Origin of the sequence: Flavivirga aquimarina, from assembly GCF_030540835.1 — a bacterium.
Taxonomy (GTDB): domain Bacteria; phylum Bacteroidota; class Bacteroidia; order Flavobacteriales; family Flavobacteriaceae; genus Flavivirga; species Flavivirga aquimarina.
Window position 1 is genome coordinate 144300 of record NZ_JAUOEK010000142.1, and the last position, 14050, is coordinate 158349.

Here is a 14050-nt window from a genome sequence, read left to right on the forward strand (position 1 = left end):
TTAGTTACGTAACGTACTTAATAACTTATCATGCATAGCACTTGTATAATCTAAATGTGTGACCATTCGTAGTTTATTGTTTCCCATGCTAATTATATGAATGTCTTTATTTGCTAACTTTTGTATATATGCATTTTCATTTACATCTGAGTTCAACTCAAAAATAACAATGTTAGTTTCAACAGGTTCAACAGCTTTTACAATAGATAGCCCAGTAAGCTCCTCTCCTATCTCTTGGGCTTTTCTATGGTCTTCGACCAACCTTTCAATATGATTATCTAAAGCATACAACCCTGCAGCTGCTAAATAACCGGCTTGACGCATATTACCACCAAAAATCTTTCTTATTCGAATAGCCTGTTTCATAATTTCAGCATTTCCTACCAAAACCGACCCTACCGGACACCCCAAACCCTTACTTAGACATACAGAAATGGTATCGAAAAGTTTACCATACTGTACTGTTGTTTCATTTTTGGCTACTAAGCCATTCCATATGCGTGCTCCATCTAAATGAAACCCAAGATTGTTTTCATCGCAAATGGTTCTTATTTTTTTAATCTCTTCTAAATCCCAACAGGCTCCTCCTCCTTTATTTGTGGTATTTTCTATTTCTACTAAACTAGTTTGACTATAATAATAAGCTTCTGGGTTTATGGCTTCTAATACTTGTTCTGCCTTAAACATTCCCCTATTACCATCCATTAGTTTACAAGAAACACCACTATTAAAAGATGCGCCACCAGACTCATAATTATAAATATGGGAATACTTATCACAAATGACCTGATCTCCCGGGTTTGTATGTAGTTTTAACGCAGTTTGATTTGCCATGGTTCCACTAGGGAAAAACAAAGCATCACTTTTTCCAAACATATCTGCAACACGACATTCCAGTTCATTAACTGTTGGGTCTTCTCTAAAAACATCGTCACCAATTCTAGCTTGCATCATAGCATCAAGCATCTCTTTGGTCGGTTTTGTAACTGTGTCGCTTCTTAGGTCAATTCTCATTAAAATATATTAAGCTGTACGTATATGGATTCAACAATCACAAATATAAAACTTATAGTCGTTTATTTTCCGTGTTTTAATTTCTTATTTTTAAAGGAATCTCCGCAAACTAGATCTAAAACCCCCACCCTATTTTTAAGTCCTAATTTTCATAATATCGTTTAAAATCAGCATTATAACTTATAAATATTAGACAATGATATTGGAATACTATATTTGAACTATCCCTCAAAATTTAATATTCAGAAAATTTATTTTATGAACTTGCTCAATTATTTGAGAAATAAATCTTTTTGGTTAATAGATTTCTTAAAAGGAGGAAATATTAAACATCATTTGGGTGAAATCTCATATATTCTTAGTAACCCTAATAGCTCTGATGCTTTAAAAATTAGAAAAAAGCACTTAGAAGGTTTATTAATACATGCTGCGCAATCAACCCCTTTTTATTTTGATTATAAAAACGTAACTGATATTAATGTGTTTCCTGTTATAAGAAAAACGGTTATTCAGGAAAACTTTAAGGATTTCCAATCGATTCCATATACTAAAAAACAAAATTATAAAGTATCTACAAGTGGTTCTACGGGTATTCCATTTTTTCTTTTTCAGAATAAAAATAAAAGAAACAGAAATACAGCTGATGTTTTATACTTTTCTGGTCAATCAAATTTTAAAATTGGAAACAGGTTATACGAACTGGAAGTATGGAGAGCACATAACAAAAAAGGACGTTTTAAATCCTGGTTGCAAAATGTTATACAGTTTGACATTTCCAAACTGACAGATTCCAGAATTTTAAGTTTTATAAATTTGCTTAAAAGATCAAAACAAGAAAAGAATATCCTCGGGTTTGCATCTTCTTATGAGCAAATATGCCAATATTTGGATAGAAATAATTTAAACCTCAGTGACTTAAATATTAATTCTGTTATAGCTAATTCTGAATACCTGAATTATTATACAAAAACATCATTGAGCAAACACTTCAACACTCCTGTCTTATCAAGGTATTCAAGTGAAGAAGTTGGAATTATAGCACAGCAGACAAGTAATTCAACCGAGCATTTTGTAATAAATCATGCTAGTTATCATGTGGAGTTGTTAGACCTAGACAAAGACAAACCAGTAAAACCTGGAGAATTTGGAAGAATTGTGATTACCGATTTGTTTAACTATAGCATGCCTATTATCAGATATGACACTGGTGATATTGCCAAATTGATGGTGCTTGAAAATGGCCAAACTAAATTTGAAAAAATTGAAGGCCGCAAAATGGATCTAATTTATGACACAAAAGGGAACATCGTCTCATCTTTTGTAGTCTATACTAAATTCTACAAGCATTATAAACTGCTAAAACAATATCAATTTATTCAACAAGATGAAAAAGAATATGAAATAAAACTAAATGTATTTGACACATTTCCATACGAAGAGGAGCTGATCGAAAGTATTAAGAGTGATTTTGGAAATGATGCTAAAGTAACGATTACATATGTAGATGAAATACCTTTACTTGCTTCCGGAAAGCGAAAAAAGGTAGTTAACAATTACAACTCTTAATTTATGTTAAAAAAATACTTCTTCACGGTTTCCATCTATACCAATGGTATTTTATTGCTAGGGTTGCTGTTAAGTTTGTTGGTATTTTTAGTTGGTTGTTTTATTTTGCAATAACATCATATCATATATCATTAAAAGCATTATCTAAATCTTGATATTAAAATATTCCTCGTTCTTGTAATATACTTATAAACCATAGGTAATGGGTCTAATAAAGCAAATTTCAAAGGGGTATTGTTTAGTATAAATTTTACTTTAAAAAGAAACGTTATGTTTTGTTTTATTTTCCTCACTAACCCTTTTAAGTTTAAGTACTCTACAAATTTGTATTCTGGTTTAGGGAACACACTACCTATACTAGACAAAGAATATAAATGAGGAAAGTTTACTCCTGCTATTAATGATGCATCTAAAGACACCCAAAATCGCGTATTAACCTCAATAATATTGAATTGTTTGGTGTTTTGATTATATCTCATATCAATATGAGCAACACCACTCCAGTTAAGAGATTTCATAAGCCTTTCTACAACCTGATATAATGCTTCTTCATATAAAAAGAGTAATCCAAATTGAGGTGTAAATTGGCTTTTACCTATCATATTACCTTTTTGAATTGTAGAAGCCAAAATTTCACCGTTTTTGCATAGTACACTGCAATCTATATCATAACCTTCAATATACTCCTGTATAATGTTTATATAATTAAAATTATGGCTGGTAAAATGCTTTTTTAAGTCTTCTTTACTATTGAATATACTAATGCCCTGTCCTCCTCCAAACCCTTCCATAGGCTTTATAATTACAGGAAAGCTTAAGGCATCTACTCTATCTAACTCGGTATTTGATGCTACAATTACACTCTTAGGTCCTGGAATTCTATTTTCTTCCAGATGCTCAGATAAAAATCCTTTATTTATGGCTGTATCAAAATCAGCTAAAGAAGGTAATAATCCCAATCTATCCTGATGTAACACCTTAGTTTTATGCTCTATGAGTATTCTTATACCAGTTTCAAAAATGGGCATTATAACATCTATATCATGTTTTTCTACTTCTTTGTTTATATTATAAATCCAATCTAAATCAGAACTTGTTTGTTCATAATACGAAAACCCCTTTATATGTCTGGAATAACGCATAGGGTTATGCTTTTTATTGGACATAACATAAATTTTCAGGTTTTTCACCTGAGCAAGGCAATTAATAACATATAATAGAATATGACTCTCTCCGTCCGGAATTAATATGGCTTTTTTTTGCTTTTTCATTTTTAGCTATTTATATATTACTCAAATCAGCTGACCTTTTCGTTTTTTCAGCAATAACGGAAGAAAGAATAAAATAGTTATCCAGATTAAAGAAATATGAATGAAATTCATTAAAAAACCATTGAACAAATATCTTATTAGCAAATCTAATAAAAACAGAAAGATATAGAAATTAGTGTTATATAAAAGAAATAACCTTAATGCATCCCAATTTGAAACTGTTGTGTTTTTAATTTCAACTTCAAGCCATTTATTATTTTTTAAAACTCTATTCTCAAAGCTAAATGTATCATTGAAATTCAAAAAACTAAAAAGTTTTGTGACAAAAGGTTCTTTTAACTTATTAAAACTTACTCGAATGATTCCTGGTATATGATTAATAAAAATTAATAGAATTATTAATATATCTTCATAAAAATGACCAAACCTAAATGCTGTTAGCGTATATAAAAAAGTATGAAACAATAATATCATCCATGTAACTAAACGATGTTTTTTCTTAAACAAGACAAGTACTGCAATGCTTATTTCAACAAGCATAGCTACCCATGATAATAGCTTTGCAAGCCACATTTCGGGTAGCAGATCCGACATGTATATATATACATGGGTTTCTCTTGCATTTGCAAGCCAATTATGCATAAATTGTCCATTCCACCAGTCTACTTGAAGCATTTTATTAATTGCAGCACCAAAATATAGTATACTAATTTGCATAAATAATAGCCATGGTGTTTGTTTTTTATCAATAAGACTTGCCAATATTAATATACAGGCACAAATGAAATAATGGTTTGCAAAATTAGGCTTAGATGCTAATAATACAAAAGCAATCGTTAACCCTAAAACAAAGGACATATATCTAACCTTAAAATTAAAAAGCATAAATATTCCTGAAGTAAAAAATAGAGTTCTTAGCGTATTTTTATAAACATTTGGAAAATCATTAAACTTGTCCAGATAAGAAATAAAAGGGATATAGGGATCATTTATAATGGCATAGAAACCATGAAAAACCAATAACAAAAAAACTAGTTTACACATTAAGAGCACGTTTGGCCTCATACTAGTATTTACAAACCCTAACGGAAAAAAGGGAGACGAGGTAATTACTTTAAAGTCCATATTTGCTGTTTTTGTCCATTTATAGAATATTTAACTACTACTTTTGCATTATCGTTTAAGCCGTAAGTGGACTCATATTGTTTAATGATATCAAACACATTATTTATAGATCTTTTCTCCCATCCAATAGATCTATAATGGTATCGCTCTTGTATTTCTTTTTTGGTTAGCTTTTTATTGTTAATGACTACTTCAACCTCCATTTGAGTATGTTGGTCATAAGGAGCCCAACAAAAAAAGCGTTCGGGAACAAAACGAGCATAAATGATTAATAGCACCTGGAATAGTAAGAATGTAATGCCCAAAAAATATCTAATTTTCATACTGCTTAAGATATTATTATAAATTTATCATACTTAATTCAAAAATCCATACCCCTACCTATTTCTAAAAACTCACTTAAAACCGTCTCAAAAACAGGGCCGTTTGCCAGTTGATGAATCCTAATATCTTGTTTATACGTATTATATTCTATTAAAACCGGATCACTATCTTCATCAACAGCAATATCCCAAGAAATAATTTTAAAATAAGGCACTTTTTTATGTAATTCTTTAACTATAGACAAAACCTTATTATGTGAAGGAATACCAAAACCTTTTAAAACAAAACCTGACTCTGTCTTATTTACCCGTTTTCCAGTCCCGTAGTAACCATATTCTTTCAAACATCCTTTATCATCTATGCCACACACCATACCCCCACTAGAGTTATTATCTGTAAACTTGCCAGATTTGCCTATTCTTAAAATTGTCGACAATATATAGACTTGGTTATCTTTTAAATAACTCATTATTCTTAAGGTATTCAAAGAACTTGCATTGAGTAGCTTTAATTGTTTATTCTGACTTACCACTCTTTGAATAATAAAGTCTTTATTAAATAATCTTAAAAGTTTATCCATAGACAAATCTTTGTATGTTGTAACAGAACCGCTAATATTAAAATCGATTACCTGCCTACCCCCTCCCGACTCTATCGATGGTTTAATTACTAGTTTTTCAGATGTTTCCACACATATTTCCATGGCTGTTTTTTTACTAACCAATTCGCCATCAGTATAATAAAATCCATTTATATTCTTTACAACGCTTTGAGGTTGTTTATATCCCTTGAACAAAACTTCCGATAGGTTTTTATCCAAAAGTGACGGCCATTGTTTAGACTCATTTAAACGAGCTGCTACAAATGCATGAAAAATATCATCGGGAATGTACTTAACAGAAAAATGCTTATTTGATGCTATAAAAAACTGATGCCAATATAACTTTACACGATACCCCTGTTTTTTATAATATTGTTCAATCTCTTTTTTTTGATTTTTATCTAAGTATGGTACTTCGTTAACCTTATTTATTCCTCTAATCTTATTCCTGTAATGTGCTATTAAATTAAAGCGTAATAAACTTGCTTTGGTCTTTATTATAAAGCTTAAGAATAACCTCTTAAAGAAGTGGTATATTGACATTGAAGCAATGTTTTTAATTTTATACATCAATCTTAATGTAAACTATATGATTAATAAAACTTAATCGTTTAAAATATTTATTTGCTAGATGAAGCACAATAATTATATTAAGGCTAAAGGCAAAAACCAGCCATCATTAAACTTACAATAATAAATCCTTGTACCACATCTATTCTTAAAAGTTACAACCCTCACATTTCATATATCTAGTGTATTCTTTTATAGTAATTGTACAGGCTATTTTTTGTCAATTCATCCCAGATTATATACAACGGGGAAATATGATTTCCACCTATTCATCGAATTATTAAGGGTTTAGCCTAAAATTTAATGCCTAACAAGTTTTCTCTATTATTTTTATGATTAATAATTGCTGTTATTCAAATACTTACTAACTTAATAAATTTTATTCATGAAAAAACAAATTACTATTTTATTAGGAATCAGCTTGTTTTTTGTATCCTGCCAAACTGAAAAGTTAGATAACACAGAAAATGCTGTGTTCGGGGACGAAAATATAAGTTCTGACAAAAGAGACAAAGAAAAAGAGCCTAAAGCTTTAAGTGAATGTAAAGTTATTGACTTAAATAGATGTGACGGAGTCCAACCCTCAGGAAATTTTTGGTGGCCTAGCCACCCAACTGACTGGAACAATGGATATTTCGGATCAACCGATGATCATCATATGACTTTTACGACTTACGATGATGGGACTGCTAGTATTAAGGGGGCTACCGTTTTAGGTAGTTGTGTGGTTGAAGTTGATGTCTGGTTAAAAGACAAAAAAGATTGGGTCACTTTTAGTGCTGACGGTGGGTCATTTAAAGATGAACCCAATGATTGTACTAATGTAGTCAAAGAAGACTTATACTATTATGTGATTGATTCATCAAAAAGTACCATTACAGCTTCAGGAGGAGACTGTTTAGAAGAAGGTACTTTTGGTGTTGAACAACGTCCAGATCCAAATGATCTTAATACACCTCACTTAGGTGTTTTAGTTGGTCCTGGAGCAGGTTTATTTGACGACTCAGACCCGACTAAAGATGGATTAAGCACATGGGGTTGGTTAACTAATGATTCTGGCGAACGTTTATGGATATTTGATTTCAATTTCAATTTTGAATGTGAAGAAGAAGGAGAAGGGGGTTGCGAAACTGCATTCGCAAAAGGGAACAGTGATAATGACTCTACTTGCTTCATAGAAGACGGTTTCAACAGATGGGGATGGACTATAGGGCCTCTTTCTGAGGGAGAATATACGTATGATATTTACGCTGGTGCCGGACAATGTGATACTGACAAAGGAGCTCTAGTTGGTACTGCGGATGTTAAATATGATAATGGAGAAGTAACCGTAACATATAACATAGATGACGCTTATACAGTAAGTGAAACCCACACCTATGCTGGAAAAAACAGCTATCCGACTAAAAAAGGAGAAGACACTGTCGCTCCAGGACAATATACCATAACACCTAATTTATCTGGTGATATATATGTGATTGGACATATTGTGGTTTGTGAACAATAGCCTATTCAATATTAAATAATATAAAATTGTAAAAGCCAGAGAAAACAAAAATTCTCTGGCTTTTACTATTGAAATCATCTTGATTTTATTTAATGAAATAGAAAAAGTCAATATGAATTCGAAACTAATACTAATCGATGATCCTTAACAAATCAGAGAATTCAATAATAGTGTGCTTAGCTAAATATTCTTTGGTTACTAATGTCTTATCTTGTTTATGTATGTTTGAGCCATTATCGACCAGACAAATTGTAGTCCAATTAAGTTGGTTGGGAGTTACAAAATCTTTTTTAATATTATCACCAACATAATAGTAATGAGCTTCTCCTAAAGCTCGTTCGAAATATTTATAGTTATTCATATTTGGTTTTTCACTACCAAATTCTTCAGATATCACAATTTCGGAAATCCACGTACTAAGCCCTAAAGCTTTTATTTTATTACGTTGTTGTATGCTCCTACCATCTGTTAATAAGCCTAAGCCTGCAATATTGCTATTACTTTTTAATTGATTCAATACATTTATTCTATCATCAGACAGTTTTATGTTTGGTTTATGGTTTCTGTATATATTTAGTAATTCTTTTATGCTTAGCAAGCATTTATAATCATTGATTATCGCTTCAAAAACATTCTCACCATTATAAAAATAGTTTAGCATGCTATTATAAACAGTTATACTTTCAACATCAGAGTTACTAGTAACTATACTTGATATTTCGATAAAAGCAGATTTTAAAAAATCAACTTCATTATAAAGCGTATCATCTAAATCAAAAACGATTATTTTTTTATCATTCATAATTATGAACTAATATTTCGTCATCATATCTAAGCATAAGCAAGTTTTCTTCCCAATCATCATAATAATGCAGCGCTTCGTTTAAAATATACTCCTGAATAATCCATTTAGGGTAGTTACCACCAGCTAAATAAGATAACGGAAAACCACCCCCAAACCTTGGGTTAATCTCAATACCAAAAATAGTCCGATGTGTTTTATGTATAAATAATTGAACCGTTAAGCATCCTCTAGCTCCTTCTAAAAAACTGAAATTAGTTTCAATTAAAGTTTTTATTTCATTCTTTCTCGTAACGCCCTTACTAATTTCTCCTCCCCTAGTTTCAATTCGTTTTCTTGGTATAACACATTTTAGGATACTATCTTTATCATAATACAAATCACAAGTATATTCGTTATAAACATCATGATCCAAGTATTCAAAAAAACAAAACGAATCATCCTCTTCATGATATTTGGATATCTGATTTTTATTCTTGATAACATAGTTTTCATTACTACTACTACCCTCTATTGGTTTAATAAATATTGGTAGTTTATAATTATCTTTTGAATAAACTTTTGGGATTTGCACATTTAACTGATCGAATAAACTTTGAGTCTTTAACTTATTATTACATTTATTAATAAAATCCTGACTTGATACTACTAATTGAATATCTAACTCCGAGAATTTCACTTCATTCTTTGCCAATACTAAAAGCTCAGTATCTATAGTAGGGATTATTAAGTTTATATTGTTTTCAATGCTTATTTTTAATAAAGAGGCTATATAATCAGGGTTTTCAATTTCACAAATCTTGAATGCCTTATCAGATATTTGGCTTGCTGCAGAAATATCGGGTGATGCATCTACTACAAATACCTTTCCTGACGAATCAATTTTCGTTAATTCATTTTTAAATGCTTTAACTAATGAAACTCTTCTTCCCGCAGAAGTTATTAAAATATTAGTCATTTTATGTGGTTAGTAATTAACATTAAATAATTTACAAAAATTTCTTTATCCTGTAAAATGGGTTTATTAATAAAAAAGCTAAATAATATAAATACTTAACATTAAAAAAGTTTGTGATTAGTAAGTAAACGATTCCATTATAATCTTTTCCTATAAAAGATTTCAAAGGATACACTTTTATTTTAGCAATATTGTTAATTATTACTTTAATTTCAGCTAATTTTATTGTAGATTTCAATATTCTCACCATCATAAAAAATACGTAGGATTGCTGTCTGGATTTTAATCTTTCAATACATAATTTGTTTTCAACAGTAACAGGAATACTTTCAATTAAAGGCTTGTATTTAATAACTACATCTTCCATATCATAAATCATTTTTAATTTATTACTGGAAGACTTGCTAGTCATAATCGAGTTTTCCCTTTTAAAATATCTATGAGCGTCAATTGGTATATGAGCTATTGTTTTCGATTTAATTAATAAAGACGCCGTAAAAATGGCATCCTCTAAAAAACGTCCTTCAACAAATGTAATGCCTATCTCACTCAAATAGCCTCTCTTAATAATATACCACCACGCTTCATTTCTAAAACCTACATGACCTATATAATCGATTCCATGCATTGTATTTAAAGAAAACGCCTCATCGTTATTTGTATTTGATTCATCCAGATCAAATAGAGGTGTTACTGTCGAATTAAATGTTATAACATCCAAATCGTATTTGTATCCATGTAATAAAATAGTTTTTAAAACATTTTTTGCCAGGTAATCATCCGAATCTATAAAATAAATATAATCGCCTTTAGCAAGTTTAATTCCTTCATTTCTAGTGGCTCCTAATCCTTTGTTTTTTTGATTATAAAGCGCCATATTAGGACAATTCTCTAAATACGTTTTTATGATTGATACCGAATTGTCTTTTGAACCATCATTTATTAAAATAATCTCATAATCAGAAGGCTCAAGCCCTTGATTTAAAATACTATCCAGACATGTTCGAATATACTTTTCAACATTATAAACAGGAATTATAACACTTAATTTCATCTGTAAAGCTTGATCTTAAGAACATTAAACAATGTCGCTAATTTATATAGGATAAATTCATTATTTAATATTTTGGTTAGTATTTTATAATGCAATGAATTATGTTCTTTTCCCAAAAAGTTTGTTATAGGGTAAGCCTGAACTGCTTTTAATGCCTTAATCTGCTCTTTTATCTTTTTTGTGTTTAGATTAAGTCTAATCATCTTTAACAAAGTAAAAAAAGTCAATGCATCTCTACGAAACATTAAGTTATCCATGATGGCTTTTTTCTGGCTACCGTTTTTAAATTGAATATTATTTATAAACTTACTATAATCATAAATTGATATAAACATATTCTCTATTTGTTTCTTTCTTTTGCTTAAATCTTTGTTCCTCATTATAGAGTCAGTCGTTTGCACGTATCTATGTATAGACTCTTGCACATAAATCATTTTTTTGGTTAGTGATAAAAGCTTTAATGTAAAAGTAGTATCTCCAAAATATTCATTAGCATCAAACCAGAGTCCATTACTTTTTATAAAAGTCGTTTTAACAAAATACCACCATATTTCATGTCTTAAATATCTATAATCTTTCAAAAATTTCATTCCAGACATTGTATCAGAAACTGTTAGTTTATTATCAAAACCTAACAAATCCAATTCTATGGTTTCTAAAGTTCCAAACCCTAAAACATCTACGTCATTTTGAAATGCAATTTTTAACAAAGCCCCCAATGAATTATGTACAATATAATCATCTGCATCAATATTGTATATATATTTGCCTTTGGCTAATTTGAATAATTTATTTCTTGTTGAATAAGTCCCTACATTTTCTTCTTCATGCAAAATTATATTCGAGCTTTTTAATTGATATTTTTTTACCAATTCGACCGAATTATCGGTTGACCCATCGTCCATAACAATAATTTCATATTCATCTTTAGAGATATCCTGATTCAATAAGCTATCGAGACAATTCCCAATATACTTGTTAGCATTATACATTGGAATTAATATACTTAATTTCATTTAGTTGAGTTGTTCTTGTCTCTATAAAAATAGATTTAATAAAACTCAATATTAAACTTAATCGTTAAGGTTCAAAATATGTCTTTAAAATAAAACTGAATTTATTTTTAAATAGGTATTTCAAATCCTATTTTTGTTAAAAATAGAATAACTATGATAACTTCCGATCAAATAAAAGATCTTAATTCCCGCCTTGACAAACTAAGGCACTATCTTTGACGTAGACGCCAAACTTATAGAAATACAAAACGAAGAAGAACAAACGTTCGACCCTAATTTCTGGAATGATTCAAAAACGGCAGAAGCGATTATGAAATCGCTTCGAGTAAAGAAAAAATGGGTTGAAGACTATAATACCATAAAAACATTTATTGAAGATTTAGATATTCTTTACGAATTTTATAAAGAAGGAGAAGCTACCGCAGAAGAAATAGAAAAACTATACATTAAAGTTTCCGATTTACTAGAAAACATTGAATTTAAAAACATGTTATCTGAAGAAGGAGACAGCTTAAGTGCTGTGTTACAAATTACTGCTGGAGCTGGAGGTACAGAGAGTTGTGATTGGGCCAGTATGTTAATGCGTATGTATTTAATGTATGCCGAAAAAAATGGTTTTAAAGTAAAAGAACTTAACTTTCAAGAAGGCGATGTCGCCGGAATAAAAACAGTTACTTTAGAAATTGAAGGTGATTTTTCATTTGGTTGGTTAAAGGGAGAAAACGGTGTACATCGTTTAGTTAGAATTTCTCCTTTTGACAGTAATGCCAAACGCCATACAAGCTTTGCCTCCGTTTATGTATATCCACTAGTAGATGATACTATAGAAATTGAGATCAACCCTGCAGATATAGAAATTACAACAGCACGATCAAGTGGTGCCGGCGGACAAAATGTTAACAAAGTTGAAACTAAAGTACAGTTAACTCATAAACCAACAGGTATTCAAATTTCATGTTCCGAAACCCGTTCGCAACACGACAACAGAGCACGTGCTATGCAAATGCTTAAGTCTCAATTATATGAAATTGAATTACAAAAACAACTGGCACAACGTGACGATATTGAAGCTGGCAAAATGAAAATTGAATGGGGAAGTCAAATTCGTAATTACGTAATGCATCCTTATAAACTAGTAAAAGATGTGAGAACAGCTTACGAAACTGGTAATGTAGATGCTGTTATGGATGGAAATATTGACGCCTTTTTAAAATCATATTTAATGATGATGGGGCAAAAAGTAGAAGACGATAATCAATTATGAATAAAATAGACACTATAATTTTCGACCTCGGTGGAGTTTTAATAGATTGGCAACCTGAATACGTTTTTTTAGACGAATTTAACGGAGATAGAAAAAAGATGCAATGGTTTTTCGATAACATTTGCACCAGTGATTGGAACGAAAATCAAGATGCTGGCTACCCTATGGCTAAAGCTACCGAAGAGCGTGTAGCTCTTTTTCCAGAACATGAAAAACTCATTAGAATGTTTTATGGCAGATGGGTAGAAATGTTAGGAGATGCTATTGAAGGAACAGTAAAAATTCTAGACAAATTTATTAAATCTGATGCTTATAAAGTGGTTGCTTTAACCAATTGGAGTGCAGAAACATTTCCTATTGCTTTAGATCGCTTTGATTTTTTACAATGGTTTGACGGTATTATTGTTTCTGGTGAAGAAAAAACCAGAAAACCATTTAAAGAAATTTATGACCTTACCCTAAATCGATACAATATAATAGCCGAAAACTCAATTTTTATTGATGATAACTTAAGAAACATAGAGGTTGCTAAAGAACTGGGAATAAACGGTATTCAATTTAAATCTCCCGAGCAACTTATCCAACAATTAAAACACTATAATATTCATTTGTAATGATTAAAATATACCATAATAACCGCTGTAGTAAATCACGTTGCGGATTGGAAATTCTTGAAAACTCCGGAAAACCTTTCGAAGTAGTTAAATATCTAGAAGATAATCTTTCTGCAAAAGCTCTAAAAGACATCATTGCGCTTTTAGGAATCAAACCCATCGATTTAGTTAGAAAAAATGAACCCATTTGGAAAAGTGATTTTAAAGATAAAACTTTAACAGATCAGGAAGTTATTGATGCTATGGTTAAAAACCCAAAGCTTATAGAACGTCCTATAGTTATAAATGGCAAAAAAGCAGTGATAGGAAGACCACCAGAATTAATTTTAAACATTATTAAATAAACTTTTATGTAAGGTTTAAA

Annotated in this window: 14 protein-coding genes; 5 read left to right on the forward strand and 9 right to left on the reverse strand. The window is 30.4% G+C overall.

All coding sequences use genetic code 11. The features are described 5' to 3' along the window. Positions 1-1014 carry a threonine aldolase family protein gene (locus Q4Q35_RS15340; RefSeq protein WP_303278884.1) on the reverse strand — a complete coding sequence of 338 codons (1014 nt, stop codon included), beginning with the start codon at positions 1012-1014 and terminating at the stop codon, positions 1-3. A gap of 258 nt (positions 1015-1272) precedes the next feature. Here Q4Q35_RS15340 and Q4Q35_RS15345 point away from each other — a divergent pair, with 258 nt between their 5' ends. Next, positions 1273-2580 carry a phenylacetate--CoA ligase family protein gene (locus tag Q4Q35_RS15345; protein WP_303278885.1) on the forward strand — a complete coding sequence of 436 codons (1308 nt, stop codon included), beginning with the start codon at positions 1273-1275 and terminating at the stop codon, positions 2578-2580. 140 nt (positions 2581-2720) lie between these two features. Here the strand turns inward: Q4Q35_RS15345 and Q4Q35_RS15350 are convergent, their stop codons facing one another. The 4 genes from Q4Q35_RS15350 to Q4Q35_RS15365 all read right to left on the reverse strand — a co-directional run bounded on the left by Q4Q35_RS15350 (position 2721) and on the right by Q4Q35_RS15365 (position 6444). Then, on the reverse strand, positions 2721-3851 hold the full coding sequence (locus Q4Q35_RS15350; protein WP_303278886.1) for a carboxylate--amine ligase: 1131 nt from the start codon (positions 3849-3851) through the stop codon (positions 2721-2723). A 21-nt stretch (positions 3852-3872) separates the two neighbouring features. After that, positions 3873-4895: an HTTM domain-containing protein gene (locus Q4Q35_RS15355; protein ID WP_303278887.1), complete on the reverse strand. Its 1023-nt coding sequence runs from the start codon at positions 4893-4895 to the stop codon at positions 3873-3875. Positions 4896-4960: 65 nt separating this feature from the next. Beyond that, a complete protein-coding gene (locus Q4Q35_RS15360) occupies positions 4961-5299 on the reverse strand; it encodes a hypothetical protein (protein ID WP_303278888.1) in 339 nt (112 codons plus the stop codon). A 38-nt stretch (positions 5300-5337) separates the two neighbouring features. Continuing rightward, a complete protein-coding gene (locus tag Q4Q35_RS15365; RefSeq protein ID WP_303278889.1) occupies positions 5338-6444 on the reverse strand; it encodes a sugar-transfer associated ATP-grasp domain-containing protein in 1107 nt (368 codons plus the stop codon). A 412-nt stretch (positions 6445-6856) separates the two neighbouring features. Here Q4Q35_RS15365 and Q4Q35_RS15370 point away from each other — a divergent pair, with 412 nt between their 5' ends. Continuing rightward, a complete protein-coding gene (locus tag Q4Q35_RS15370) occupies positions 6857-7978 on the forward strand; it encodes a hypothetical protein (RefSeq protein WP_303278890.1) in 1122 nt (373 codons plus the stop codon). A gap of 130 nt (positions 7979-8108) precedes the next feature. Here the strand turns inward: Q4Q35_RS15370 and Q4Q35_RS15375 are convergent, their stop codons facing one another. The 4 genes from Q4Q35_RS15375 to Q4Q35_RS15390 are packed head-to-tail and all read right to left on the reverse strand — an operon-like array spanning position 8109 to position 11808. Further along, on the reverse strand, positions 8109-8780 hold the full coding sequence (locus Q4Q35_RS15375) for an HAD family hydrolase (protein WP_303278891.1): 672 nt from the start codon (positions 8778-8780) through the stop codon (positions 8109-8111). Next, positions 8773-9738 carry an ATP-grasp domain-containing protein gene (locus tag Q4Q35_RS15380; protein ID WP_303278892.1) on the reverse strand — a complete coding sequence of 322 codons (966 nt, stop codon included), beginning with the start codon at positions 9736-9738 and terminating at the stop codon, positions 8773-8775. Before Q4Q35_RS15380 ends, Q4Q35_RS15375 begins: the two co-directional genes overlap by 8 nt. Positions 9739-9769: 31 nt before the next feature. After that, positions 9770-10792: a glycosyltransferase family 2 protein gene (locus Q4Q35_RS15385; RefSeq protein WP_303278893.1), complete on the reverse strand. Its 1023-nt coding sequence runs from the start codon at positions 10790-10792 to the stop codon at positions 9770-9772. Continuing rightward, positions 10789-11808 carry a glycosyltransferase family 2 protein gene (locus tag Q4Q35_RS15390; protein WP_303278894.1) on the reverse strand — a complete coding sequence of 340 codons (1020 nt, stop codon included), beginning with the start codon at positions 11806-11808 and terminating at the stop codon, positions 10789-10791. The genes Q4Q35_RS15385 and Q4Q35_RS15390 overlap by 4 nt, the downstream gene beginning before the upstream one ends. A gap of 153 nt (positions 11809-11961) precedes the next feature. Here Q4Q35_RS15390 and prfB point away from each other — a divergent pair. The 3 genes from prfB to arsC all read left to right on the forward strand — a co-directional run bounded on the left by prfB (position 11962) and on the right by arsC (position 14030). Beyond that, positions 11962-13072 (forward strand): peptide chain release factor 2 gene (gene prfB / locus Q4Q35_RS15395; RefSeq protein ID WP_303278895.1). Its coding sequence is split into 2 segments (ribosomal slippage): positions 11962-12024 and positions 12026-13072, totalling 1110 coding nucleotides; the frame shifts between segments, so codons are not numbered across the junction. Next, positions 13069-13686: an HAD family hydrolase gene (locus Q4Q35_RS15400; protein WP_303278896.1), complete on the forward strand. Its 618-nt coding sequence runs from the start codon at positions 13069-13071 to the stop codon at positions 13684-13686. Before prfB ends, Q4Q35_RS15400 begins: the two co-directional genes overlap by 4 nt. Further along, on the forward strand, positions 13686-14030 hold the full coding sequence (arsC, locus tag Q4Q35_RS15405) for an arsenate reductase (glutaredoxin) (protein ID WP_303278897.1): 345 nt from the start codon (positions 13686-13688) through the stop codon (positions 14028-14030). Before Q4Q35_RS15400 ends, arsC begins: the two co-directional genes overlap by 1 nt. Positions 14031-14050: the final 20 nt, after the last annotated feature.